The sequence below is a fragment of the Agromyces selenitireducens genome, assembly GCF_052748465.2.
This window is the reverse complement of the sequence record NZ_CM188259.1, coordinates 452,247-477,493: the sequence shown is the minus strand read 5'-3', so window position 1 is coordinate 477,493 and position 25,247 is coordinate 452,247. Positions and strand designations below refer to the sequence as shown.

Annotated in this window: 25 protein-coding genes; 13 read left to right on the top strand and 12 right to left on the bottom strand. The window is 72.0% G+C overall.

From position 1 onward, the window contains the following. The first annotated feature begins 53 nt into the window (after window positions 1–53). From ACULK4_RS02255 to menE, 5 genes are read left to right on the top strand one after another with little or no spacing between them, the layout of a single operon-like run. The gene (locus tag ACULK4_RS02255) at window positions 54–983 is read left to right on the top strand and encodes an SDR family oxidoreductase (protein ID WP_445964835.1); all 930 of its coding nucleotides are present in this window, start codon (window positions 54–56) and stop codon (window positions 981–983) included. Window positions 984–998: 15 nt separating this feature from the next. Then, complete coding sequence (locus ACULK4_RS02250; protein ID WP_445964834.1) at window positions 999–1,886, top strand: amidohydrolase family protein; 888 nt, start codon at window positions 999–1,001, stop codon at window positions 1,884–1,886. Continuing rightward, window positions 1,883–3,079 carry an acyl-CoA dehydrogenase family protein gene (locus tag ACULK4_RS02245; RefSeq protein WP_445964833.1) on the top strand — a complete coding sequence of 399 codons (1,197 nt, stop codon included), beginning with the start codon at window positions 1,883–1,885 and terminating at the stop codon, window positions 3,077–3,079. The genes ACULK4_RS02250 and ACULK4_RS02245 overlap by 4 nt, the downstream gene beginning before the upstream one ends. Before the next feature lie 29 nt (window positions 3,080–3,108). After that, complete coding sequence (locus tag ACULK4_RS02240; protein ID WP_445964832.1) at window positions 3,109–3,561, top strand: MaoC family dehydratase; 453 nt, start codon at window positions 3,109–3,111, stop codon at window positions 3,559–3,561. Between the two features lie 59 nt (window positions 3,562–3,620). Beyond that, entirely contained in the window at window positions 3,621–5,141 is a 1,521-nt protein-coding gene (menE, locus tag ACULK4_RS02235) for an o-succinylbenzoate--CoA ligase (RefSeq protein WP_445964831.1), read from the top strand. Between the two features lie 21 nt (window positions 5,142–5,162). Here the strand turns inward: menE and ACULK4_RS02230 are convergent, their stop codons facing one another. The 7 genes from ACULK4_RS02230 to ACULK4_RS02200 all read right to left on the bottom strand — a co-directional run bounded on the left by ACULK4_RS02230 (window position 5,163) and on the right by ACULK4_RS02200 (window position 13,231). Beyond that, entirely contained in the window at window positions 5,163–6,011 is an 849-nt protein-coding gene (locus tag ACULK4_RS02230; protein WP_445964830.1) for a PaaX family transcriptional regulator, read from the bottom strand. Beyond that, window positions 6,011–6,820 carry an ABC transporter ATP-binding protein gene (locus ACULK4_RS02225; protein WP_445964829.1) on the bottom strand — a complete coding sequence of 270 codons (810 nt, stop codon included), beginning with the start codon at window positions 6,818–6,820 and terminating at the stop codon, window positions 6,011–6,013. Before ACULK4_RS02225 ends, ACULK4_RS02230 begins: the two co-directional genes overlap by 1 nt. Continuing rightward, entirely contained in the window at window positions 6,813–7,637 is an 825-nt protein-coding gene (locus ACULK4_RS02220; RefSeq protein WP_445964828.1) for an ABC transporter permease, read from the bottom strand. The genes ACULK4_RS02225 and ACULK4_RS02220 overlap by 8 nt, the downstream gene beginning before the upstream one ends. Then, the gene (locus ACULK4_RS02215; RefSeq protein ID WP_445964827.1) at window positions 7,634–8,521 is read right to left on the bottom strand and encodes an ABC transporter permease; all 888 of its coding nucleotides are present in this window, start codon (window positions 8,519–8,521) and stop codon (window positions 7,634–7,636) included. The genes ACULK4_RS02220 and ACULK4_RS02215 overlap by 4 nt, the downstream gene beginning before the upstream one ends. Before the next feature lie 93 nt (window positions 8,522–8,614). After that, entirely contained in the window at window positions 8,615–9,598 is a 984-nt protein-coding gene (locus tag ACULK4_RS02210; protein ID WP_445964826.1) for an ABC transporter substrate-binding protein, read from the bottom strand. Window positions 9,599–9,874: 276 nt separating this feature from the next. Continuing rightward, window positions 9,875–12,247, bottom strand: coding sequence for a DUF6351 family protein (locus tag ACULK4_RS02205; RefSeq protein WP_445964825.1), 2,373 nt, complete (start codon window positions 12,245–12,247; stop codon window positions 9,875–9,877). A gap of 108 nt (window positions 12,248–12,355) precedes the next feature. Continuing rightward, the gene (locus tag ACULK4_RS02200; RefSeq protein ID WP_445964824.1) at window positions 12,356–13,231 is read right to left on the bottom strand and encodes a PaaX family transcriptional regulator; all 876 of its coding nucleotides are present in this window, start codon (window positions 13,229–13,231) and stop codon (window positions 12,356–12,358) included. Window positions 13,232–13,362: 131 nt separating this feature from the next. Here ACULK4_RS02200 and ACULK4_RS02195 point away from each other — a divergent pair, with 131 nt between their 5' ends. From ACULK4_RS02195 to ACULK4_RS02170, 6 genes are all read left to right on the top strand, one after another. Then, window positions 13,363–14,262: an ABC transporter ATP-binding protein gene (locus ACULK4_RS02195; protein WP_445964823.1), complete on the top strand. Its 900-nt coding sequence runs from the start codon at window positions 13,363–13,365 to the stop codon at window positions 14,260–14,262. Then, window positions 14,259–15,152, top strand: a complete 894-nt coding sequence (locus ACULK4_RS02190; protein ID WP_445964822.1) for an ABC transporter permease — start codon at window positions 14,259–14,261, stop codon at window positions 15,150–15,152. Before ACULK4_RS02195 ends, ACULK4_RS02190 begins: the two co-directional genes overlap by 4 nt. 21 nt (window positions 15,153–15,173) lie before the next feature. Beyond that, window positions 15,174–16,370: a sensor histidine kinase gene (locus ACULK4_RS02185; RefSeq protein ID WP_445964821.1), complete on the top strand. Its 1,197-nt coding sequence runs from the start codon at window positions 15,174–15,176 to the stop codon at window positions 16,368–16,370. After that, entirely contained in the window at window positions 16,367–17,110 is a 744-nt protein-coding gene (locus tag ACULK4_RS02180; RefSeq protein ID WP_445964820.1) for a response regulator, read from the top strand. The genes ACULK4_RS02185 and ACULK4_RS02180 overlap by 4 nt, the downstream gene beginning before the upstream one ends. 95 nt (window positions 17,111–17,205) lie before the next feature. Further along, on the top strand, window positions 17,206–18,822 hold the full coding sequence (locus ACULK4_RS02175; RefSeq protein WP_445964819.1) for a bifunctional phosphatase PAP2/diacylglycerol kinase family protein: 1,617 nt from the start codon (window positions 17,206–17,208) through the stop codon (window positions 18,820–18,822). After that, window positions 18,819–20,525 (top strand): long-chain-fatty-acid--CoA ligase, encoded by a 1,707-nt coding sequence (locus ACULK4_RS02170; RefSeq protein ID WP_445964818.1) that lies wholly within the window; start codon window positions 18,819–18,821, stop codon window positions 20,523–20,525. The genes ACULK4_RS02175 and ACULK4_RS02170 overlap by 4 nt, the downstream gene beginning before the upstream one ends. Window positions 20,526–20,562: 37 nt before the next feature. On the opposite strand, the gene ACULK4_RS02165 is transcribed toward ACULK4_RS02170, so the two are convergent. The 5 genes from ACULK4_RS02165 to ACULK4_RS02145 all read right to left on the bottom strand — a co-directional run bounded on the left by ACULK4_RS02165 (window position 20,563) and on the right by ACULK4_RS02145 (window position 23,780). Further along, window positions 20,563–21,774 (bottom strand): UDP-N-acetylmuramate dehydrogenase, encoded by a 1,212-nt coding sequence (locus ACULK4_RS02165; RefSeq protein WP_445964817.1) that lies wholly within the window; start codon window positions 21,772–21,774, stop codon window positions 20,563–20,565. 1 nt (window position 21,775) lies between these two features. Then, a complete protein-coding gene (locus tag ACULK4_RS02160) occupies window positions 21,776–22,213 on the bottom strand; it encodes a MaoC family dehydratase (RefSeq protein ID WP_445964816.1) in 438 nt (145 codons plus the stop codon). Continuing rightward, window positions 22,213–22,659 (bottom strand): FAS1-like dehydratase domain-containing protein, encoded by a 447-nt coding sequence (locus tag ACULK4_RS02155; RefSeq protein WP_445964815.1) that lies wholly within the window; start codon window positions 22,657–22,659, stop codon window positions 22,213–22,215. The genes ACULK4_RS02160 and ACULK4_RS02155 overlap by 1 nt, the downstream gene beginning before the upstream one ends. A 70-nt stretch (window positions 22,660–22,729) precedes the next feature. After that, entirely contained in the window at window positions 22,730–23,302 is a 573-nt protein-coding gene (locus ACULK4_RS02150) for a DUF937 domain-containing protein (RefSeq protein ID WP_445964814.1), read from the bottom strand. A gap of 103 nt (window positions 23,303–23,405) precedes the next feature. After that, window positions 23,406–23,780, bottom strand: coding sequence for a hypothetical protein (locus tag ACULK4_RS02145; protein WP_445964813.1), 375 nt, complete (start codon window positions 23,778–23,780; stop codon window positions 23,406–23,408). Between the two features lie 366 nt (window positions 23,781–24,146). Here ACULK4_RS02145 and ACULK4_RS02140 point away from each other — a divergent pair, with 366 nt between their 5' ends. Both ACULK4_RS02140 and ACULK4_RS02135 read left to right on the top strand, forming a co-directional pair. Beyond that, the gene (locus tag ACULK4_RS02140) at window positions 24,147–24,506 is read left to right on the top strand and encodes an ArsR/SmtB family transcription factor (protein ID WP_445964812.1); all 360 of its coding nucleotides are present in this window, start codon (window positions 24,147–24,149) and stop codon (window positions 24,504–24,506) included. Between the two features lies 1 nt (window position 24,507). Next, window positions 24,508–25,158 carry an SRPBCC family protein gene (locus tag ACULK4_RS02135; RefSeq protein WP_445964811.1) on the top strand — a complete coding sequence of 217 codons (651 nt, stop codon included), beginning with the start codon at window positions 24,508–24,510 and terminating at the stop codon, window positions 25,156–25,158. Window positions 25,159–25,247 lie beyond the last annotated feature (89 nt).

Here is a 25,247-nt window from a genome sequence, read left to right as displayed (position 1 = left end):
GACAATCTCAACGGTCTTCGCGTTCAATGGGAGGAGACACGAAGGAGTCAGGCATGTCACTCGAAGGCAAAGTCGCCATCGTCACCGGTTCCGGGCGCGGGCTCGGGCTCGCCTACGCGCAGGAGCTGGCTCGTCGCGGCGCCGCAGTGGTCGTGAACGACGTCGACGCGGCGACGGCCGCCGAGGCGGTCGCGTCGATCGAGGCCGAGGGCGGCAGGGCGGTCGCCGTCGTCGCGCCGGTCGGCCCGACGGAGACCGCGAAGCAGCTCGTGCAGGCCGCGCTCGACGCCTACGGCCGGCTCGACGTCCTGGTCACGAACGCCGGAGTCCTGCGCGACACCGTGCTCTGGAAGATGAGCGACGACGATTTCGACACCGTCATCGACGTGCACCTCCGCGGCACCTTCACCTGCGTCCGCGAGGCGGCGATCCACATGCGCGAGGCGGGCGAGGGCGGGCGCATCGTCTGCATCGGTTCGCCGACCGGTCAGCGCGGCAATTTCGGCCAGACCAACTACGCCGCCGCCAAGGCCGGCATCGTCGGCATGGTCCGGACCTGGGCGATGGAGCTGAAGCGCGCCGGCATCACCGCCAACGCGGTCATCCCGGTCGCCGCGACCGCGATGACCGCCACCGTGCCGTACTTCGCCGCCGCGGTCGAGGCCGAGGAGCGCGGCGAGCCGATGCCCGACTTCTTCCGCCACGACCTCGGCTTCGGCACGTCCGACGACGTCGCGGGGCTCGTCGCCTACCTCGCCTCGGACGCTGCAGCGAACGTGACCGGCCAGGCCATCGGCGTGGGCGGCGACCGCATCCAGCTGTGGTCGCACCCCCAACCGGTCGCCACCGCCTACCACCAGAGCGGCTGGTCGTACGAGGCGCTCGAGGCCGGCTTCGCCGAGGCGGTCGGCGACCTGCAGTCGGTCGGCGAGGAGTTCCCGCCGCTGCCCGAGGACCTGCAGCGGCCCGCCCCGACCTCCTGACCGAGACCTCCGCCCATGACCCGCTACGAACCCGCGATCGACCTCGACGCGATCACCGCGATCGACGTCCACGTGCACATCGAGGTCGACGGCCACGGCCACGCGTCGCTGCCGCCCGACCTCGTCGAGGCCGCGTCGAAGTACTTCAGCACCGACGGCCCGCGACCGGACCTCGACTCCATCGCGGAGTACTACCGGGAGCGGCGAATGGCGGCGGTCGTGTTCACGGTCGACGCGCAGACGCAGCTCGGGCACCCGCCGCTCTCGAGCGCCGAGATCGCCGAGGGCGCCGCGCGCAACAACGACGTGCTCATCCCGTTCGGCTCGGTCGACCCGAACCGCGGCGCCGAGGCGGTCGACCTCGCACGACGACTGATCGAGGACCACGGCGTTCGCGGCTTCAAGTTCCACCCGACCGTGCAGGGGTTCGATCCGTCCGACGAGGCGCACCGGCCCCTCTACGAGGTGCTGCAGGACGCCGGCGTGGTGGCGCTGTTCCACACGGGCCAGACGGGCATCGGCGCGGGGCTGCCCGGGGGCCGCGGACTGCTCCTCGGCCTGTCGAACCCCATGCTCCTCGACCCGGTCGCCGCCCGGTTCCCCGACCTGCAGATCATCATGGCGCACCCGTCGGTCCCCTGGCAGGACGAGGCGCTCTCGGTGGCGACGCACAAGCACAACACCTGGATCGACCTGTCCGGCTGGAGTCCGAGGTACTTCCCCGCCGAACTGGTCCGCTACGCGAACTCGATCCTGAAGCGGCGCGTGCTCTTCGGCTCGGACTTCCCGCTGCTGACCCCCGAGCGCTGGCTGCGCGACGTCGAGCAGACCGCGCTCAAGCCCGAGGTCATGCCCGGGATCCTCAAGGACAACGCCGCTCGACTGCTGGGGCTCGGCGGATGAGCGCGCCGACGCTGACCGCCGACGCGACCTTCGGCCTCGACCCCTACGCGTTCGCCGAGACGCACCTGAGCGACCCGGCGCGCGCAGCGCTCGGTCGTCTGCAGGCCGTGCTCGACCGCGACATCCGCCCGCTGCTCGCCGACGCGTGGGAGACCGCGTCGATGCCGTCCGAGATCCTCGAGGCGCTCATCGCCCTCGACCTGATGCGGCCCGAGGGTGCGGATGCCTCCGAGGCGGGCTCGAGCCTGTTCTCGGGCTTCCGCAACTACGTGCTCGCGCGCACCGACGTCTCCGTCGCGACCCTCTACAACGCGCAGTCGGGGCTGTTCCGCACCACCGTCGCCCTCGGCGGTTCGCCTGCCCAGGCCGCCGAGCTCGATCCCCGCATCGCCTCGTTCGACCTGCGCGGCGTGTTCGCCCTGACCGAGCCGGAGCACGGCTCCGACATCGCCCGGGGACTCGCCACGACGGCACGCCGCGACGGCGACGCGTGGATCATCGACGGCGAGAAGAAGTGGATCGGCGGCGCCGCGGCATCCGATGTCCTCGCGGTCTTCGCGCGCGACGTCGGGGACGGCGCGGTCAAGGCCTTCCTCGTCCCGACCGACGCGGCCGGCGTCGCGATCGAGACCATCGGCGGCAAGGTCTCGCTCCGCCCCATGCAGAACGCGCTCATCCGGCTCGACGGGGTGCGCGTGGAGGAGTCCGCCCGCCTGCAGCGGGTCGAGGGATGGCGCGACGTGTCCCGGATCCTGCGCGCCATGCGCTCGGACGTCGCGTGGATCGCGACCGGGCTCCAGGCCGGAGCCCTGGAGGCGGCGGTCGGCTACGCGGACGAGCGGCAGCAGTTCGGCCGGCCGATCAGCGGCTTCCAGCTGGTGCAGGAGCGGATCGCCCGGATGCTCGGGAACCTCACGTCGTCGCTCGGGATGGTCGTGCAGCTGTCGCTTCGGCAGGACCGGGGCGAGTGGGCCGACGCGAACTCCGCCCTCGCCAAGATGCACACGGCGCGGATGGCACGCGAGACCGTCGCGCTCGCCCGCGAGACGGTCGGCGGCAACGGCATCCTCCTCGAGCACGACGTCGCGCGGTTCTTCGCCGACGCCGAGGCCGTGTACTCGTACGAGGGCACCCACGACATCAACTCCCTCATCGTCGGCCGCGCCGTCACCGGCTCGTCGGCCTTCACCTGAACCGCACACCCGATCGAAAGGGCACCATCATGACCACCACCGTCGCGTACGACGACGTCGCCGGCCTCGGCGGCACCGACCTCGGCTGGACGGACTGGCTGGAGGTCACGCAGGACCGCGTGAACCGCTTCGCCGACGCCACCGACGACCACCAGTGGATCCACGTCGACCCCGATCGCGCCAAGGACGGCCCGTTCGGCGGGGCCATCGCGCACGGGTTCCTCTCGCTGTCGCTGACCGTGAAGTTCTGGTCGGAGCTGTTCGACGTCACCGGCGTCAGCACGAGGGTCAACTACGGCCTCGACAAGGTGCGGTTCGTCTCGCCGGTCAAGGTCGGCGCACGCGTGCGGATGAACGCGGTCATCGACGAGGTCACCGAGGTGCGCGGCGGCTACCAGTTCGCCGTCGACCAGACCATCGAGATCGAGGGCGCCGACAAGCCCGCCGTCGTCGCCCGGGGCCTGTACCGCTTCTACGCCTGAGCCACCCGGCTCCTCCCTCCCCCCGCCACCCCTCCCTCGACGAAGAGGAGACCGCAACGATGCACAACCACGGACTCGGCTCCTGGATGGCCAAGCGCCGGCTCAAGTCGCCCGACGCGGCCGCGCTCGTCTTCGACGGGGAGGTGATCACGTACCGCGAGCTGGCCGACGCGGCCGACCGGGTCTCGGCGCTCCTCTGGCAGCGCGGCATCCGCAAGGGCGACACCGTCGCCTACCTCGGCGAGAACAGCCCGCAGTTCATCCAGGTGATGTTCGGCGTCATGCAGCTCGGGGCGGTCTTCGTGCCGGTGAACACCCGGCTGGCCGCACCCGAGATCGCGCACGTGCTCGTCGACTCGGGTACGCGTGCGCTCATCCACGACACCGAGTTCGCGGAGCGCATCGCCGCCGTCGTCGACGAGGGCGGCATCGCCCACCGCATCGAGACGGGCGAAGGCACCTCCGACCGCCCGGGGCTCGCGCAGATGCTGCGCACCACCCGCGCCGGCCACGCCGACGCCGACGTCGCGCTCGACGACCCGGCGGCGATCATCTACACCTCGGGGACGACCGGCAAGGCGAAGGGCGCCGTGCTCACGCACGGCAACCTGACGTGGGTCGCGCTCAACTGCATCGTCGACTACGACGTGGTCTCGACCGACATCGCCCTCATGATCTCGCCGCTGTTCCACGTCGCCTCCCTGGGCATGGGCGCGCTGCCGGTGATCCTCAAGGGCGCCACGATGGTGCTCGAGAAGGGCTTCGACCCGGGACGCGCGCTCGCACAGGTCGAACGTCACGGCGTCACGATGCTCTCCGGTGTACCGACCACCTACCAGCTGATGGCCGACCATCCCGACTGGACCGGCACCGACCTCTCGAGCCTGCGGACCCTGACCTGCGGCGGCTCGGCGGTGCCCACGCGCATCCTCAACGCGTACGAGGAGCGCGGACTGTCGTTCACGCAGGGATACGGGATGACCGAGACCTCGCCCGGCGCGACCTCCCTGTCACCCGCGATGACGCGCGAGAAGCAGGGCAGCGTCGGCCTGCCGCACTTCTTCACCGACGTCCGCATCGCGGACGAGGACGGTGCGATGGTGCCGCGCGGCACCGTCGGGGAGATCGAGATCTCCGGGCCGAACGTCTTCCTCGGGTACCACGCGAACCCGGATGCCACGGCGACGGCCTTCACCGCCGACGGCTGGTTCCGCTCCGGCGACCTCGGGTACCTCGACCCCGACGGGTACCTCTACATCGCCGACCGGCTCAAGGACATGATCATCTCCGGCGGCGAGAACATCTACCCGGCGGAGGTCGAGAACCTCATCAGCGACATCGACGGCGTCACCGGGGTGGCCGTGTTCGGCGTGCCGGACGATCGCTGGGGCGAGGTGCCGTGGGCCGCGGTCACGGTGCGCGACGACGCATCCGTCGACACCGACGCGGTCCGGGCGCACCTGGAGGGCCGACTGGCTCGCTACAAGCTGCCGAAGCGCGTCGTGGTGGTCGACGAGCTGCCGCGCACCGCGTCCGGCAAGGTGCGCAAGGCCGACCTGCGGGCGCGGTTCCGGGGGTAGCGCCGTCGGATCCGATGACGGCTATCCGACGAGGCGCGCGAACTCCCGCACCGCCGGGAAGGCGAGCTCGCGGTGCCGGCTGGTGTACACCTCGGTGGACCGGTCCGCCGGCCAGTCGCCTCCCATGTACTGGCGCGGGAGCCGAGGATCGATGCGCAGCAGCGCCAGCCAGTCCGCGACGAGCATCGTCCGGGCGGTCAGTGGCGGGAGGCCGGCCGCCTCGTCGTCACGCTGCCAGTGCGCGATGAACTCGTCGTGCGCGGATCGGATGCGCTCGACATCCCACGCCGCGCGAACGACCTCGGCCATCGGGAAGCCGTCGAGCTCGGACGCGGCGAAGGCGTTGACCGACCCCGGGGGAAGGTCTGGAATCGCCGCGTCGAGCACCGACGCGAGGTCGACCGCTCCCGGCGCGATCCACAGCCCGTCGCGCAGCAGCGCGAATCCGGACCACGTGAGCGCGGCGCGAAGACGGTGGCGCAGGGTCCGCATGTGCTCCGGCACCGAGAAGGTGACGAGCGTCCATCCCTCACCCTGCGGCTCGAACGGAGCCGGCCCGTTGACGCGACGGGATGCGTCGCGGAGGACCTCGTTGCCGTGCGGGGTGAGCTCGAATGCGATCTCCCGTCCGAGGCGCCGTCGCTCGAGCAGCCCGCTGTGGACCATCCGGTCGAGGTTGGTCCGCACGGCCGGTGCCGCGACGCCGGCGCCCTCGAGCACGCCGAGCAGCACGCCGGCGCGCAGCGGCTCGAAGTAGCGATCGCAGACGTACTCGCCGAAGAAGGCGAGCAGCAGCTGACGCGGCTTGCGGTTCAGCACGGACGCCTCCGCGGGCGCGCCTCCGAGCGCCATCAGCTGCGCCGCGGTCATCACGCCGCCGCGTTCCCCGGCCGCACGGCCTCCCCGCGCTTCGCGCGCTGGATCTGCTCGTACACGTGCGTGCGCAGCTCGGTGAACCGCGGCAGCGCGCGCGTCGTGATCTGGTCCCGCTCGGGAGCCAGGTCGATCGCGAGGTCCTCCTGCACCCACGTCGGCGACTTCGACAGCACGACGACGCGTTCCCCGAGGTACACCGATTCGTCGATGTCGTGGGTCACGAACAGGATCGACATCCCGCGCTCCCGGTGCAGGGCGCGCACGAGGTCCTCGAGGTCGGCGCGCGTCTGGGCGTCGACCGCGGCGAACGGCTCGTCCATGATGAGCACCTCCGGCTGGTACGCCACCGCGCGGGCGATCGCCACGCGCTGCTGCATGCCGCCCGAGAGCTGCCACGGGTAGCTCTTCGCGGAGTGCTCGAGGCCGACCGCGAGGAGGGCGTCGTCGATGAGCCGGTCGCGCTCGGCACGCGAGAGCTTCTTGTGCTTGAGCGGCAGCTCGACGTTCCCTCGCACGGTGAGCCAGGGGTACAGGCTCCGGCCGTACTCCTGGAACACCAGCGCCATGCTGGGCGGCGGAGCGGTGACCGCCTCGCCGTCGAGCTCGACGCGTCCGGCCGTCGGCTTGAGGAGCCCCGCGATGCACTTGAGCAGCGTGGTCTTCCCGCACCCGGACGGACCGACGATGCACACGAGCTCTCCCGAGGCCATCTCGAAGCTGATGTCGCCGATCGCCTCGACGTCGCCCGTCGTGGACTCGTAGACCTTCTTCAGGTGCTCGACCTTCAGCAGCGTGTCAGGCACGCTCCACCTCCTTGATTCCGTGGTACCAGCGCAGCACTCGCCGCTCGACGAATCCGAAGATCACCGCGAGCAGCACGCCGATGAGTCCGAGGAGCAGGATGCCGCCCCACATCTCGGCGATGAGGTAGTTCCGCTGGAAGTAGACGATGCGATAGCCGAGCCCCGAGGACGAGTAGAACATCTCGGAGATGACCATCAGGATCAGTGCGATCGACAGGGACTGCCGTGTGCCCGCCATGATGCGCGGGCTCGCGGCCGGCAGCACGAGGTAGCGGATGCGCTCGGCCGGGGTGAGCGCGAACGATCGCGCCGTCTCGGTCATGATGCTGTCGGTGGCGCGCACGCCGTCGATCGTGTTCAGCAGCACGGGCCACACCGACCCCGCGACGATCACGGTGATCTTCATGCTGTCGGTCGGTCCGAGCAGGACGGCGACGACGGGGATCAGGACGGGCGGCGGGATCGCGCGGAAGAACTCGAGCATCGGTTCGAGCAGCTCCCGCAGCCAGCGGATGAGCCCGATCAGGGTGCCGGCGACGACGCCGACGAGGACCGAGAGCACGATGCCGATGGCCAGCCGCCCGAGGCTGGGCAGCACGTCGGTCACGAACGCCGGCCCGATCCAGGTGTCGACGAAGGCCTCGAAGATGACGAGCGGACTGGGGAAGAAGGGTGCGGGCGAGGCCGACGCCCAGACGCCCCAGATGACGAGCAGGAGGATGGGCAGGCCGAGGGCGTAGGCGATGTTCTCACCGAACTTCGCCCAGGCGCGCGACTTGGGGCGCGGCACGACGATGGTGCTGGTGTGCAGGGTCACAGGACCTCCTCCCCTCGTACCGACTGGTGCCACGACAGTGAGCGGCGCTCGATGAAGCGGAAGACCATGTTGACGAGCAGGCCGAGGAGTCCGGTCGTGATCACGAGCGAGTAGACGTGGACGTAGTCGCCGGCGGACTGGGCGAAGATGATCTCGCGGCCGAGGCCGGGGGTTCCGATGAACATCTCCGCCGTCACGGCGAGGATCAGCGCGACCGCCGCCGCGAGGCGGACCCCGGTCATGAGATATGGCAGCGCCGTGGGGAACACGAGGTTCACGACGCGCGAGCCCCGCGAGAGGCCGAAGCTGCGTGCGGTGTCGCGCGCGACGGCGTCCACGTCCGCCACTCCGTAGAGCACCTGGACGAAGACCTGCCAGAAGCTCGCGAACACGATGATCAGGAGTGCCGCCTGCAGCTGGATGCCGAACATCAGGATCGCGAGCGGGATCAGTGCGACGGACGGGATGGGGCGGAGGAACTCCACCGTGGTGTGGGTGGCACGCCGCAGGAACGGGACCATTCCGATGATCGTGCCGAGCACGGTCGCGAGCACCGTCGCGATGGCCAGGCCGATCGCCCAGGCGGTCATGGTCCGGCCGACGTTGCGCCAGAACTCGAGATCCCTGAGGTCCTCGGCGAGGCGTGCGAGGGTGTCGGTCGCGGTCGGGAAGAACCGCGGATCGAGGATCCCGAGGGTCGGGATGAGCTGCCATGTGATGAGGAAGCCGAGGATGCCGGCGACGCCGAGCAGCGTCCTCCGCATCGTGCGCCGCCCGCGGGCCCGGCGGTACCGGCCTCGGGCGGGATCGACGGGCGGCGGCGGATCGGCCGGCGACGCGGGCTCGACCGCGGCGGGGTCGACCGGGGTGGCGACAGGGTGCATGGGTCTCTTCCGTGAGACGAGGAGGGGCGGGACGCCTCGCGTCGAGGCATCCCACCCCCGCTCGGTGTCGGGGTGCTGCGGCGCGGCGGACGCCTACTGCGGCTGGACGAGCCGGTCGAAGTCGGGCTCGGCGTCGAGGACGCCGAACTCCACGGCGAGGGCGGCGAGTTCCTCGAGGTCCGCCACCTTGATCTCGGAGGTGAAGGTCGGCAGCGTGATGCCGGCTGCGGCCTCCTCCGGGATCTCCATGTTGGTGGAGATGGCTGCGCGCACGGCCTCCTCGTTGCCCGATGCCCACTCGAGCGCCTCTGCCATGGCGGCGGCGAAGTCCGCGACCAGTTCGGGGTCGGAGTCCATGAGCTCCTGCGTGGTGATCGTCGTGAGCACGGTCAGCCCCGGGATCGTGGCCTGGTACGGGTGCACGACGATGTTGCCTCCGGCGTTCACGACGTTCGACATGAACGGGTCCGGAACCCACGCGGCGTCGATGTTGCCGGCCTCGAGCTGCGCCTGCGCGTCGGGGAACGCGACCTCGACGAACTCGATGGTGGTCGGGTCGCCGCCGGCATCCTCCACCGCCTTCATGATCGTGACGTCACCCGCGGCGCCGAGGCTGTTGACCGCCACGCGCTTGCCCGCGAGGTCGGCGGGGCCCGCGATGCCCGAGTCGCCGAGCGAGACGACCGCGTTCACGTCCTTGCCCTCGGCGAGGCTGTCGGCGTAGTCGCCGATGATGACCACGCCCAGGTCCTGCAGGTCGGCGCGGAACGGTCCGAACGGCTGGCCGATGGCGAACTGGATGTCGCCGCTCAGCAGCGCGGGGATCGCCTGGGCGCCGCCCTGAGCCGGGACGACCTCGACCTCGATGTTCTGGTCCTCGAAGATCCCCTCCTCCATCGCCGCCCACAGCGCGCCGGTCTCGGCGATGGGAAGGGCGGCGACACGGACCGAGCGGAGCTCGCCGGAACCGGCGTCCTCGGTCGGGGCGGAGGTCGGGGCGGCACCGCTGTCGGTGCAGCCGCTCAGGGCGAGCGCGGCCGCCGCGCCGAGCGCGACGACGGTAAGAGCCTTCTTCATTGACGGGCCTCTCTTCGGAATGCGGGCAGGAGGTCAACGGGTGCCGGCGCCTTCAGGCGACGAGACGTCGCCTGCGGGGGTCGCAGCGCCATTGCGTTGACAGTTTCATCGTCCGGCACGCCGATCACCATTGTCAAGAGATTCGTGACGCGCGTCACGAATAGATGCAATAACGAGACGACGTGGCCCGCCGCCCGCGGGCACGCGTCCGCCGCGGATGCACGGTCGCGCGGTTCGCGACGTGCATCCGCGGCGGATGGTCTCGGCGTTCCCGGGCTAGCTCGTGCCCCCGGTCTGCACGACCCTGGTCGTCCCGTCGGAGAGGAGCGTCCGGCTGACCACGCCGTCGGCCGACACGGTCGCACGGACCCGCAGCTCGGCCCCCACGAGGTCGGCCGAGGGTGCGAAGGTCGCGTCGACCGCTCCGTCGACGGGCGTGCCGTCCGCGATCCACTGGTACGCGACCGTCGCCCCGTCCGGGAGGTCGATCCGCGCCGTGAGGGTCTCACCCACTCGGGGCTTCCCCTCCACCACCGGCGTCGAGGCGTCCACCAGGTCGGTCGCGCCGAAGTCGAGCCACGTGCCCTCGAGCTCGGTCACGCCCTGGGGACGCTGCGACCAGTCGCAGACGCCGGTCGGGAAGACCGCCGTCAGGCGATCCCACTGGTCGTCGCTCATCTCCGGGTAGTCGTCGCGCACCGGCTCGGCGAGCTCGCACTTCAGCCCGTCCGCGATGAGCGGCATCCCCGCCTCCGCGCGCGGCTGCGAGTGGAACGGGTAGAGCTGGTTGCACGTCGTCGACGGGTCGTCGTAGTCCAGCACCTCCGGGATGAAGGTCATCTGGGCGTCGAAGCATCCGTCGACGAGGCTCGCCGGGCGCGCCTCGACGGTGCGGGCGCGGTCGCCGGGCCCACCGGCCGCCTCGATCGCGTCGAGCCACGCCTCGAGCTGCTCGAGGGCGGTCTCGCGCATCTGCGCGGTGTTCGCGGACAGGTTCGCCCCCGTCCAGCTGACGTGGGTGTCCGCGTTGCCGTGCGCCTCGAGCATCCGCTCGCGGATGATCGCCGACCGGTACCGCTCGTGGAAGTCGCCCGTCGGATCCGTGTAGTTGCGGATCTCGATGACCGGGATCGATTCCAGCCCACCCGTCATCATGTTGATGCGACCGGTGGCGTACGCCCGCTCGAGCGCCTCGACGCTCGCCTCGGACCGCTCGGCGGTGCGGTTGCCGTCGATGTCCATGCCGCCGACGCCCTCGTTCAGCGCCAGGAACTGCTCGACGCTGATCACGCCGTCCCGCAGGGCGTTCAATCCGTACTGGAGTCCGACGTTGTCGGGCTCGACGCGGAGTCCGCGGCCCTCGGCATCCGTGCCGTACACGTTCTGCACCATGTCGGCGATCGTGCACCGCAGCCCGTCGGGGTTGCTCGGCGACCACCGGTCGGCGACCGGGATCGCGGCGTTGCAGCCGCGGTTGGGGTCGTCGACGCCGTCGAAGAAGGTGAACCCGAAGCAGGTGCCCGACACGGCGTGTCCGGTGACCGCGACCTTCTGCGCCTCGGTCCATCCGGAGCCGGCGGCCGAGTTCCAGTAGTTCAGCAGCCCACGGCAGTCATGGCCCCCGATCGTCGTGGAGCGCTCGTCGGGGTACCCGATCTCGCCGAGCACGCCGTCGATGATGCCCGGGTAGTTGTTCGACAGGAGCAGTTGCTGCATCGTGCCGGCGGACCCGCCCGAGCCGATCGTGTAGGCCACGGGTCCGAGCTGCTCGATCACGTGCTCCTTGACCATCATCGCGGTCTCGGCGCTCGTGACGTCGTTGCAGTTCTGCGCGTACACGTTCAGGGTCGCGGATGCCACGGCGTACCCGCGGCTGAGGAGCAGGTCGTTCTGCACCCCGCCCGTCGACCTGCCCTGCCAGTACCCGACGCCGCACGCGCCGCCGAAGGTGTAGGCGAGCTTGCCGTTCCACCCCGGCGAGGGCTGCCAGGGCGTCGGCTCGGGCGAGCCCGGCTCGTGCAGGATCGCCGTCTCGTAGACCGCGCGGTTGATGGTGCCGCGTTCGATCCGGACCACGTAGGGCACCGCGACACCGTCGACGGTGGCGCTCGCCACGTCGGCGGGCGTGGAGCCGTCGGTCGGGTAGTTCGCGAACTGTCCGCCCGTCGTCCGGTACCGGTAGCTCACGACGGGGCCCTCGACGTGGCAGTCCTCATCGACCGGGCCCAGGTTCCACGGCGCTCCGGACGCCGTGCAGTACATGGGATGCTGCGGCCCGGAGAACACCGGACCGGTGATCGGGTGGTTCTCGACCTCGAGCTCGGCCTGCACCTGTCCGTTCTTCTTGATCACCTGGATGTCGCTCGCACCGAGCGGGAGGCCGTCCACCATCCCGACGAGTGCGTCCCCGAGCGGCTCGAAGGCTTCCGTGACGTCCACGCCGGCGGCGAGGATGCGGAAGTCGCTCCTCGCCCCTGCCACGGAGACGAGGGCATCCCCGCCCGACACGGTGTCGGAGCGCCCCGACACCACGTCGATCGTCACCGGTTGCGCCGCCTGGCTCGCGATCGGCATGAGCAGCCCGGCGATGAGCGCGCCGCCAGTGGCGAGCACCCCCATCGCGACGGGACCTGTCCTGGAACTCTTCATCGAATCCTCCGTCGACGTCGTCGTCACGGGACGGAGCGTCCTTGCCGCCGTCCTGCGGACAGGCTAGAACTACTCGTAACGGTCGTCAACGAAAAGTCGAATTAAAGCTCAATCCTTTAGCCGGCGGCTGGTCACCAGCCGCGAGAGGTCGTCGGCGATCGCTCCGACGTGCTCCCGCACGCGCTCCTCGGCGGGCTCCCCGAGCTCGTTGAACCGCCGTGCCCATGCTCGCCGGGCAGCCGCCCGAGGCCAGCCATCGGGGACGAGTTCGGCCGGCATCCCGGTGTCCAGCTCGCGGAAGGCCTGCCAGGCCAGCATCAGCCGCGTCCGCTCCGCGAACGCATCGACGCTGCTCGCCGGAGGCTGAGCGGCGCCGAGCGCGTCGATCAAGCTGCGATACTGCTCGGCCACCGCCTCGAGATCCCACGCCGACTGCGGTCCGCCCTCGATGGAGGTCTCGAGACTCGCGCGCATCGAGGTGACATCCGTGACATCGAGTTCGCGCAGCTGCGCCATCGCCTCCGATGCCCGGTCGCGAGGCGAGATCCACAGCCCGTCGTACAGCGGCGCGAATCCCAGCCACTTCAGGCGCGAGCGCGCGAGGTGGCGCTGCGCGCGCTGCGACTCGGGGATGGAGAACGCGAGCACGCTCCAGAGCCCGTCCCAGCGCGGCTCCACCACGCCGAAGGTGTCGAGCCACGCCGCCTCCTCGTCCACGATCGCGATGGCCCGCTCGGTGAGCCGGTGCACGGTCCGCCGTCCCGCTCGGCCGAGCGACAGGAGCCCGTTCCGCGTCATCCGGGTGAGGGTCGCCCTCGCGGCCGCCTCCTTGACACCCAGGTCGTCGAGCGCGCAGACGAGCGCCCCGGTCGGCATCGGCTCATCCACGTGCCACCAGTAGTCGCCGAAGATCGTCAGCACCTGTCGGACCGGCGACGCGCGACGGATGCCGAGGCCGTTGCGGCCGTCGTCGGCGAGAGTCATGCGGCAATCTTCGCAGGAACGCGCGACCTCGACCGGCGACCGAAGCACGGCACCCTCCACCGATCGGTGGAGGCGGAAATCGACCGCTCCACGGCTACCGGCACGGTCCGGGTACGGGCAGTCTCGGAAGCATGGACCAGACCACATCACCGGAGGCGCCCGCGGTACGGGTGCGCGGCCTCCGCAAGGACTACGGCGGCGCCCCCGCGGTCGACGGGATCGACCTCGACATCGCCCGGGGCGAGACGTTCGCGCTGCTCGGCCCCAACGGCGCAGGCAAGTCGACCACGATCGAGATCCTCGAGGGGTACCGGCTGCGAACGGCCGGTGAGGTGAGCGTGCTCGGCGTCGATCCCGCGCACGGCGGCCTCGACTGGAAGTCCCGGCTCGGCATCGTGCTGCAGTCGGCCAGCGAGCCGGGGCAGTACACCGTGCGCGAGCAGCTCGCCCACTTCGCGCGGTTCTACCCGAACCCTCGCAGCGTCGACGAGGTCATCGCCGCGGTGGGCCTCGAGGCGAAGGCGCGCACGCGCATCTCGAAGCTGTCGGGCGGGCAACGGCGGCGAGTGGATGTCGCGCTCGGCATCATCGGCCGGCCAGAGCTGCTGTTCCTCGACGAGCCGACGACCGGGTTCGACCCCGAGGCACGTCGCGAGTTCTGGAACCTGATCCGCAGGCTCAAGCAGGAGGGCACGACGATCCTGCTCACGACGCACTACCTCGACGAGGCCGCGCAGCTCGGCGACCGCGCCGGCGTGATCGTCGGCGGGAAGCTCGTCGACGTCGCCCCGATCCATGAGCTCGGCGGCGCCGGGGCACGCGTCCCGCTCGTCCGGTGGCGCGACCGCGACGGCACCCCGCACGAGGTGCGCACCGAGCGGCCGGGCGAGCTCGTGGCATCCGTCACCCGCGACCTCGGCGGCGAACCCGACCGGCTCGAGGTCATCCGCCCGAGCCTCGAGGACATCTACCTGGACCTGGTGGGCGTGGCCGGAGCCATCGCCCTCGACGATGAGGAGACGCTCGCATGAGCACCCAGACCAGCACCACCGCGGCGGGACCGGCCCGCGGCGCCCGCCCGACCCGCGTCGGCGACGGCGCGGGTGGCCGGCCGAGCCGGCTCGCCGTCGGAATCACCCGCATCGGGCACGAGGTGCGCGGCTACTTCCGCACGCCCGACGCCGTGTTCTTCACATTCCTGTTCCCGCTCATCATGCTCGGCATCTTCACGGCCGCGTTCAGCTCCTCGGGCGACATCCAGGCGGGGCCCGGAAGCGAGGGCATCTCGGTCGGCGCGTACTACCTGCCGGGCCTGCTCGCCGCGGGCATGCTGCTCTCCGGCGTGCAGAACCTCGCGATCGACATCGCGATGGAGAAGTCGGACGGCACCCTGAAGCGCCTCGGCGGCACACCGCTCTCGCCGGTGTCGTACTTCCTGGGCAAGATCGGCCAGGTCTTCGTGACCGGCGTGCTGCAGGCCGCGCTGCTGCTCCTCGCGGCCGCCACCGTGTTCGGCATCGCGCTGCCGACCGAGCCGGAGAAGTGGCTCACGTTCGCGTGGGTGTTCGTGCTCGGCGTCGGCACGTCGGCGCTGCTCGGCATCGCACTGTCGGCCGTGCCGCGGTCGGGCAAGTCGGCGGCCGCCGTCGTCATCCCCATCCTGCTCGTGCTGCAGTTCATCTCAGGCGTCTACCTGCAGTTCTACGTGCTGCCCGAGTGGATGCAGAACGTCGCGAGCCTGTTCCCGCTCAAGTGGATGGCGCAGGGGATGCGCGCGGTCTTCCTGCCCGAGGACTTCGCGGTGCTCGAGCAGAACGAGGTCTGGGACCTCGGCTGGGTCGCCGTCGCGCTGCTCCTCTGGCTCGTCATCGGCCTCGTCGCGAGCAAGCTGACCTTCCGGTGGATCCGGCGCGACGCGTGACGCCTGTGGGAGCCTGATCTCATGCAGAACGTGCGGTGGTGGGATGCCGCGGCGGTCGCGGTCGCGGTGGTCATCGTCGCGATCAGCCTGCTCGACCCGCCGTTCGGAGCCGACGACGCGGCGACCTGGGCGACTGCGGGGGCGTTCCTGCTCGTCCACCTCGCGTGGGGCCGCCGATGCGTGCCGGTGGCGTCGCCCCGCCTGCACCTGGCGGTCGCCATCGCCTACGCGGTGCTGCTCGGGATCGGCACCTCGATCGAGCCGTCGTTCGCGATCCTGCAGGCCTTCCTCTACCCGTTCGTCTGGTCGACCTCGCCGTCGACGCGCAGCGCGATCGTCGCGAACCTGCTCATCGCCGTCGCGATCGTCGTCGGCTACGCGGTGCGATCCTGGCCCGGTGGCCTGATCACCGGGACCGCGGTCGCCGCGCTGTCGGTCGGCTTCAGCATCGCACTCGGGCTCTGGGTCACCCGGATCGCGATGTACGGCGAGGAACGCGCACGCCTGCTCCACGAGCTGCAGTCCGCGCAGGGCCAGCTCGCGGCGATGCACCGCGACGCGGGAGTTGCGGATGAGCGGGCGCGGCTCGCGCGCGAGATCCACGACACGATCGCGCAGAGCCTCACCGGGCTCGTGATGGTCGCCCAGCGCACCGAGCGCCGGCTCGCCGTCGTCGACGGCGCGACCGTCGCATCCGCTCGCAGCGACCTCGAGCTCATGGAGCAGATGGCCCGCGAGGCGCTCACCGAGGCGCGCGGGCTCGTCGCCTCGCTCGCACCGGTCGATCCCGGGGCCGGGCTCGCCGAGGCGCTCCGGCGGCTCGCGTCCTCGTTCGAGCGCGAGACCGGCGTGCGGGTGTCGGCGACCACGGATGCCGCGGACCTGGACCGCGAACTCGAGGTCGTGCTGCTGCGCTGCGCGCAGGAGGGGCTCGCGAACGTGCGGAAGCACGCCAGGGCCGCCGCCGCACAGGTGACCGTCGCGACCGATGCCGACGAGGTGACGCTCGAGGTGCGCGACGACGGCGTCGGTCCGGGCGACGCCGTCGCGGGCGACGTCGGCTTCGGCCTCGCCGGCATGCGGGACCGGGTCGCGCTCGTCGGGGGCCGCGTCGACTTCGGCCCGGGTGAGGGCGGCGGCACGGTGCTCCGCGTGACGGTGCCGAGAGCGGATGCCGCGGCCGAGGCCTCGGCCGGCGAGGAGGAGGCGCGCGCATGACCCTTCGAGAACCTCAGGACGGCGCCCTTCGAGAACCTCAGGACGGCGCCCTTCGAGAGCCTCAGGACGGCGCCCTTCGAGAGCCTCAGGACGGCGCCCTGCCGATCCGCGTCGTGGTCGCGGACGACCACCCCATCGTCCGCTCGGGCATCGTCGGGCTGCTCGAGTCCGAGCCGGGAATCGAGGTCGTCGGCGAGGCCGTCGACGGAGCCGAGGCGGTCGCGCTCGCCGTCGAGCTGCGGCCCGACCTCGTGCTCATGGACCTCCGCATGCCCGTGCTCGACGGCGCGGCCGCGACCGAGCGGATCCTCGCGGACGCGGGCGGCACCACCCGGGTGCTCGTGCTGACGACGTACGAGACCGACGACCACATCCTCGCCGCGATCGAGGCCGGCGCGAGCGGCTACCTCCTCAAGGCGGCGCCGCAGGAGGAGATCCTCGCCGGCATCCGCTCGGTCGCCGCGGGCGAGACCGTGCTCGCGCCGTCGATCGCGGCGAAGCTCGTCTCGCGGGTGCGTCGGGGCGCGGCAGCCGCGGCCCGGCCTGCGCCGGCGTTGTCGCCCCGCGAGCTCGACGTGCTGCGACTCGTCGCCGACGGACGCTCCAACCCCGAGATCGCACGGCTGCTGCACATCGGCGAGGCGACCGTGAAGACGCACCTCATCAACGCGTTCGCGAAGCTCGAGGTGAGCGACCGTACTCGCGCGGTCACCCGCGCGATGGAACTCGGGCTGCTCTGACACCCGGTGGGCGAGGAGGCGCGACCGCCGTCTCGAGACCGCGGTCGCGAGCCGCGCCTGCGGCGAGCCTCGACCATGGGTCGTACGCTGGGCTGATGGGGGTCGTCACCGGCGTACGCGTCGCCGTTCGCCGCGCGCGCCTGCTGCCGGCATGGGCGCAGCGAGCGGATGCCGCGGCCGCGCGTCGCGTGAACGGATGGCACTCGCATCCCAACGTCGACCGGTTCTGGTCGCGGCTCACCGGATTCGCCGACAAGGGCGTGCTGTGGTTCACGATCGCGGGCGTGCTCGCGGTGGTCGGGCGTCGCCGGGCTGCGGCACGCGGCATCCTCTCGCTCGTCGCGGCGAGCGCGCTCACCAACCTCATCGCCAAGCGCGTGTTCGGCGGCGACCGGCCGACGCTCGAGGACGTCCCGATCGGGCGGCGCCTGCCGGTGCAGCCGTCGAGCCGCACGTTCCCGTCGGGGCACTCCGCGAGCGCCGCGGCCTTCGCGACCGGCGTCGCCTTCGAGGCGCCGCGCCTGGGCGCCGCGATCGCGCCCGTCGCAGTCGGGGTCGCCTACTCGCGCCTGCACGTCGGCGCCCACTGGCTCTCCGACGTCCTCGGCGGGCTCGCGCTCGGCGCGGGCGTCGCGGCCGTCGGGGCCGCGGCGGTGCGCCCACGACCCGGCCCTCCGCCTCCGCCGCTGCCCGCGGGCTCGGACCGGCAGTTGCCGGCATCACCCGACGGCGAGGGTGCGTTCGTCGTCGTCAACCGCTCCTCGGGCACCAGCGTCGTGCGCGCCGACCCGATCGAGGTGATCGAGCAGCGGCTGCCACGCGCCGAGGTCCGCATCCTCGACGACGGCGAGGACCTCGGCGCGGTCGTGCGCGAGGCGCTCGCCCGTCCCGTTCCGCCGCGTATCCTCGGCGTCTGCGGCGGAGACGGATCGGTCGCGTCCGTCGCGCACGAGGCACGGCGCGCGGGCCTGCCGCTGCTGATCGTGCCCGGCGGCACGTTCAACCACTTCGCCCGCACGGCGGGCATCTCCTCCCCCGAGGTCGCCGTCGAGGCGCTGCAGCGAGGCGAGGGCGTGCGCGCGGATGTCGCGGAGCTCGTCTTCGGCGACGCCGAGCCGATCACGGTCATCAACGCGGCATCCGTCGGCGTCTACCCCGACTTCGTCGCCGCGCGCGATGCGCTGCAGCGGCGCCTGCGGAACAAGTGGCTCGCGGGCGTGGTCGCCGCAGAGGGCGTGCTGCGCCGGGCCGCTCCGACCGCCGTGGTGATCGACGGACGCCGCACGCAGGTGTGGACGCTCTTCGTCGGCGTCGGGCGCAACGACCACGACACCCCTGCGCCGCTGCAGCGCCAGTACCTCGACGACGGACTGCTCGAGGTGCGGGTGCTCCACGCCGGGTCGCACATCCGGGCGGTCGCGTCGCTGGCGTTCGGCCGTCGATCGGCCGGACTGCTCCGGCGCCTGCGGCTCATCCCCGAGCGCGTCGAGGCGTTCACCGCGACCGAGCTCAGCGTCGACGTGCGGCCCCGCCGGGGCCAGGCGCCCGGGTTCGCGCACGACGGCGAGGTCGCGCTGGAGGGCCCGACGGCGGCATCCGCCGACCTGTCGGCCCCCGGCTACCGCACGACGGTGCGGATCGTGCCCGGCGCGGTCGACGTCTACCGGCCGGCGGTGCGAACCGCGGCCCAGCCGATGGGAGGAACCCGATGAACCCGTACGAGCAGCGGCCGTGGCTCGAGCACTACGCCACGGGCGTTCCGCACGAGATCGAGGAGCCGACGCAGACGCTCGTCGACCTGATCGACGACGCGATCGCCCGGTTCGGACGACGCACGGCGCTCGAGTTCTTCGGTGCCGAGACGAGCTACCGGGAGCTCGGCGAGCAGATCGCCAGGGCCGCCGAGGGGCTCCGTCGCCTCGGCGTCGCCGCCGGCGACCGGGTCGGCATCGTGCTGCCGAACTGCCCGCAGCACGTCGTCGCGTTCTACGCCGTGCTCCGGCTCGGGGCCGTCGTCGTGGAGCACAACCCGCTGTACACGGCGCGCGAGCTCCGCCACCAGTTCGAGGACCACGGCGCGACGGTGGCGATCGTGTGGGACGCGGTCGCCGACACGGTCGCCGACTTCCCCCGCGACATCCGCCCGGCTCGCATCATCGCGGTCGACCTCACCCGCGCGCTGCCCCTCGCGAAGCGGATCGCGCTGCGGCTGCCGATCCCGAAGGCGCGCGCGTCGCGTGCAGCGCTCACGACCAGGCCGACCGCACGGGGGGTCCTCGAGTGGGACGACGTGCAGGACTCGCGCCCGCTCTCGAAGCGGCATCCGCGGCCCGCGCTCACCGATACCGCCCTGCTGCAGTACACGAGCGGCACCACGGGCGTGCCGAAGGGCGCCGTGCTCACCCATCGCAACCTGCGGGCCAACGCCATGCAGGGGCGCGCATGGGTGCCCGGCCTCCGGGAGGGCGACGAGGTGTTCTACGGGGTGCTGCCGCTCTTCCATGCCTACGGAATGACCCTCTGCCTCACGTTCGCGATGAGCATCGGCGCACGCCTCGTGCTCTTCCCCAAGTTCGACGTCGACCTCGTCTTCGGTGCGGCGAAGCACTCGCCGCCGACGTTCCTTCCGGCGGTGCCGCCCATCTACGATGCGCTGGCTCGCGCCGCCGAGGAGCGGGGGACGGCGCCGCTGCGGAGCATCCGGTTCGCGATCTCCGGTGCGATGGCGCTGCCCACCGCGACGGTCGACCGCTGGGAGGGGGTGACCGGCGGCCTCCTCGTCGAGGGCTACGGCATGACCGAATCCTCACCGGTCGCGATCGGCAACCCCATGGGGCCGACCCGCCGGCCCGGCACGGTGGGCGTGCCGTTCCCCAGCACCGAGATCCGCGTCGTGGATCCCGAGCAGCCGACCGAGGACCGGCCGATGGGCGAGGAGGGCGAGCTCCTCCTCCGCGGTCCGCAGGTGTTCGAGGGCTACTGGCGGCGACCCTCCGAGACGGCCGAGACGCTGCTGCCGGGCGGATGGCTTCGCACGGGCGACATCGTGCGGGTCTCCGACGACGGGTTCGTCACGATCGTCGACCGGCTCAAGGAGCTCATCATCACGGGCGGCTTCAACGTCTCGCCGTCGGAGGTCGAGGGCGTGCTGCTCGGCCACCCGGACGTGCGCGGCGCCGCCGTCGTCGGCCTGCCGCGGGAATCGGGCGGCGAGGAGGTCACGGCGGCCGTGGAGCTGCGCGAGGGCGCCGTGTTCGACGCCGGCGCGATGCGCGACTTCTGCCGCGAGAGCCTCACCCCCTACAAGGTGCCGAGGAGCGTCGTGCAGGTCGACGAGCTGCCGCGCTCGCTCATCGGCAAGGTGCTGCGGCGACAGGTGCGCGACGAGCTCCTGGCGCAGCGCGACGCGGGCTGACCGTCGACGCGATCGAGTCCGCGGCGGAGCCGGCCTCCTAGAGCTCGAGGCCGACGAGCATCGGCTCGGGATGCAGCGTGATGCCGAACTCGGCCTGCACGCGACCCTGCACGAAGCGCGCCAGCTGCGCGACCTCCTCGGCCGAGGCGCCGCCCCGGTTGGTGAGCGCGAGGGTGTGCTTCGTCGAGATGCCGGCCCGCGAGCCGGGCAGGGCGAACCCGCGTCGGATGCCGCTGTGCTCGATCAGCCACGCGGCCGAGAGCTTCACGAGCGGCTCCCCCGGCGTTGCATCCGTCGCCTGCTGCTCGGCGCGCTCGAGCTCGGCCTGGTGCGCGAGGAAGGCATCGAGCGGCGAGGCCGCCTCGAGCTCCGCGAGCGGGATCACCTCGTCGGGCTCGTCGGGCTCGACGTACCAGCGCGGCGCGTCGCCGGGCAGGGTGCGCGCGACGTGCTCGGTGACGATCGGGTTGGTGAAGAACGAGCCGGCGCTCACCGAGTCGGCGTCGCCGGGGTCGAGCACCATGCCCTTGCCCGAGCGGAGCGCGAGCACCGCCTCGCGCACGCGCGCGACGGGCACGCGATCGCCCAGCTGGACGCCGAGCGCCTGCGCCAGCTGCGCGTACGCGACCGGGCGACCCACCGCCTCGCCGAGCACCTCGCGCTCGGCGGCCGTGTCGTGCAGCGCGAGCTCGACCGAGACCACCACGCCGCGAAGCCCCTGCTTCAGCACCGATGTGCGGTAGCCCAGCCCGAGCTCGTCTGCGGACATGGTGCGCGGCTCGTCTGCCCCCTCGTCGAGGAACTCGATCCCGACGAGGACGTCGGCGAGCTCCTGCCCGTACGCGCCGATGTTCTGCACGGGCGACGCGCCGACCGAACCGGGGATTCCCGACAGCGCCTCGAGCCCCGAGTAGCCGTGCTCGACCGTGTAGGCAACGAGATCGTCCCAGTTCTCACCGGCCTGCACGCGGAGGTGGACCGTGCCCTCCTCGGCGCCGGGCAGCACGTCGATGCCCCTCGTCGCGATGCGCACGACCGTGCCGGGGAATCCGTCGTCGGCGACGAGCAGGTTCGATCCGCCGCCGAGCACCATCCACGGCTCGCCCGACGCCTCCGCCTCGCGGACGAGGCCGACGAGCTCGGCCGGCGTGGTGGCGGTCACGAGACGGTCGACGGGGCCGCCGACGCGCAGCGTGGTGAGGTCGGCGAAGCGGATGCCGCGCTCCTCCGTGGTGGCGGGATCGCTCATGTCAGGCGAGCACCACCCGCACCTGGGCCTTGCCGAGCACGGTCGCGCCCTCGAAGGTCACGGTGAGGTCGACGCGCGCCGTGCGCGCCTCGGCGTCGAGCTGCCCGACCTTCGCGACGACGGCGACGTCGGCGCCGGTCTCCGGGTCGACGACGACGGGACGCGTGAAGCGCACCTGGTAGTCGGCGACGCGGCCGGGGTCGCCGGCCCAGTCGACGACGGGCTGCACGGCGAGGCCCATCGTGAGCATGCCGTGCGCGAGCACGCCCGGCAGCCCCACCGACGCGGCGACGTCGTCGCGGTAGTGGATCGGGTTGAAGTCGCCCGATGCGCCCGCGTAGCGGACGAGCGAGTCGCGCGTGAGGTGGAACTCGCGCTCGGCGACCACGTCGCCGACGGCGAGCGCGTCGAAGTCGGGGGCGAGGGTGGCGGCGGGCATCAGTCGTCTCCTCGCACGACGAGGGTGGAGATGGCGGTCACGACGTGCGCGCCCGCGGCATCCGTGATCACCGACTCGGCGGTCACCATCGAATGCGCGCCGAGGGTCTTCACGCTCGACACGGTCAGCTTCGCGGTCAGCTCGTCGCCCGCGACGATGGGGCGCGACGAGGTGAAGCGCTGGTCGCCGTGCACGACCCGGGAGAAGTCGATGCCCGCGTCGGGCTCGGCGAGCAGCTGCGCGAGCGTGTGCTCCTGCACGACCACCGCGAAGGTCGGCGGCGCGACGACGTCGGAGTGGCCCGCGGCGCGCGCGGCCTCGACGTCGAGGTTGATCGGGTTGGTCGCGAACACGGCGCGCGCGAATTCGCGCACCTTCTCGCGGCCGACGAGGTACGGCGCGGCGGGCGCGAAGTCGCGCCCCTGCAGCTCGGGGTTCACTGGCACCGTGCCAGTCTACGCAGGCGTCCGTCCGCCGAGCGGATGACGCATCCGCTCGCCCGGCCGACCGCCGAGGTCAGCGCTTGCCGCCGCCGAGCAGGCCGCCGAGGACGTCGCCGATGCCGCCGAACATGCCACCGCCACCGCCACCTGCACCGCCACCGCCGCCGCCGCCGAGCAGTCCGCCGAGGATGTCGCCGATGCCGCCGCCGCCCGTGGGCCCGGCATCCGCCTGCGCCGGGTTCTGCTGGCGCTTGGTGAACTGGCTCGCGAGGAAGCTGAGCACGATCGGCGCGAGGATCGGCAGGAGCTTCTGGATCAGGCCCTGGTCGGCGCCGCCCGACGCGCCCAGCTTCTGCACGACCTGGTCGGTGTTGGAGCCGAACACGTTGTGCACGATCTTGTCGCCGTCCTGCTCGTCGACCTCGTCGAGGTCGACCCCGCCCTCGAACAGCTGCGGCGGATGATGCTGGACCGCGCGCTCGAGCGACGCGGCGCCGGCCGGGTCCTGGGCGTTCGCGCCCATGCCGCCGAGCAGGGCCGGCAGTGCCTCGTCGACCGCCTGCCGGGCAGTGCCCTCGTCGACGCCGAGGCGCCTCGCGAGGTCGGAGATCGGGATGTTGGCGATGATGTCGTCGTACGCGGCCATTGGTGCGGTCCCCCTTCGCGCCCGCCGTCGGGCGCCCAGGCTCACGCTATCGGGCGGGTCACGGCCGCGGAAGGCGCATTCGGCGAACATCCAGCGGCGGCCGTCAGCCGAGGAAGATCGCCCAGAGCAGCGCCAGGTAGATCAGCACGAAGATCGTGGGCGTCACCCACTTCACGACCTGCATCCAGTTGGCGGATGCCGCGATCCTGCGCCCGAGCGGCGTCGCCGCCGGCAGCGCCTGCAACTCCTCGATGATCGCGAGGCCCTCGTCGGCGGCGCTGACCTGCGCGACCGCCCCGAGGATGCCCGACGCGAGCAGGATGCCGGCGGCGGCGACCTTCACGGGCGGCTCGGCGTCGCCCAGCCCGAGCAGCAGGAACCAGATCGTGAGCGTGAGCAGGAACGTCGGCCCCAGCTGCGATGCGATGATGTGCCAGCGACTCGCCCGCCACGCCGCGATGAGATCGTGCTCGGACATGCGCCCTCCCGGTGATCGGCCTGCCGTCACGGTACCCCCGCGCTGCGGCATCCGTTCGCACGACTCACGCGATTTCGCCCCCGTCGGGGCCGTATGGCGTGAGTCGCGCCGGCGGGCCAGCGACTCACGCGAATTCGCCCCCGTCGGGGCCGTATGGCGTGAGTCGTGCGGGCGGGCCAGCGACTCACGCGATTTCGCCCCCGTCGGGGCCGTATGGCGTGAGTCGTGCGGGCGGGCGAGCCGCGCGCCCGCATCGATCGGGGAATTCCCGGGAAGCGGCTCGCGCCGCGGACGCTCGGCCCATGGCCGCCGTGCCTCAGCAGATTTAGTCTTGACTTATATAAGTCTTGAGTGAATGATGGAGACATGCACGCGCTCGACATCCTCGGCGACCCGGTCCGACGCCGGATCGTCGAACTGCTCGCCGACGGGGAGCTCGCCGCCGGCGAGGTCGGGCGCGTCGTGCAGGGCGAGTTCGGCATCAGCCAGCCCGCCGTGTCGCAGCACCTGCGGGTGCTGCGCGAGTCCGGGTTCGCGACCGTGCGCGCCGAGGGCACGCGGCGCCTGTACGCGCTCGACCCCGAGCCGATCGCCGAGGCCGCCGAGTGGTTCACGCCGTTCGAGCGGTTCTGGCGCCCGCGACTCGACGCGCTCGGCACCGAGCTCGCCCGTTCGGCGCGGGCGCGCCGGCTCGCGGCATCCGCTTCACCGACGAAGGAGACCTGACATGGACATCGACGCCCAGATCGACGCGGTCGACCGCGGCCTCACGGGCGGCACCCGCGACGGCGCCGCCACCCACGTGCAGACACTCGCCCAGACCTACCCCGCCCCGATCGGCGACGTGTGGGACGCGCTCACCTCGGCCGAGCGGATCCCCCGCTGGTTCCTGCCGGTCAGCGGCGACCTCCGGCTCGGCGGGCGGTACCAGGTGGAGGGCAACGCGAGCGGCACGATCGAGTCGTGCGACCCGCCCGCCTCGTACGGCGTGACGTGGGAGTTCGGCGGCGGCGTCACCTGGCTCACCGTGCGCCTCGCCGCGGTCGACGACGTGCACACCCGTGTCGAACTCGAGCACGTCGCGCTCGCCGACGACATCGGCGCCGAGATGTGGGAGCAGTTCGGCCCCGCCGCGACCGGCATGGGCTGGGACGGTGCGCTGCTCGGCCTCGCCCTGCACTTCACCACGCGCGAGGTGCGCCCCGACAACTCCGCCGAGTGGCTGCAGACCGACGAGGGCCGGCGGTTCCAGCGCATGAGCGCCGACCGGTGGGCCGAGGCGCACGAGGCGAGCGGGGCGGATGCCGCGACCGCCCGCCGTGCGGCCGACACCACGTATGCGGCATACACCGGGGCTCCGGAACACGCCGACGGCTGACGCGTCCGCGGCATCCGTGGTCTCGAGGCGCCTCGACCCGCACAGAGGGACGAAGACGCGGAACCGCCCCGCCGGGTGTCGCCGGCGGG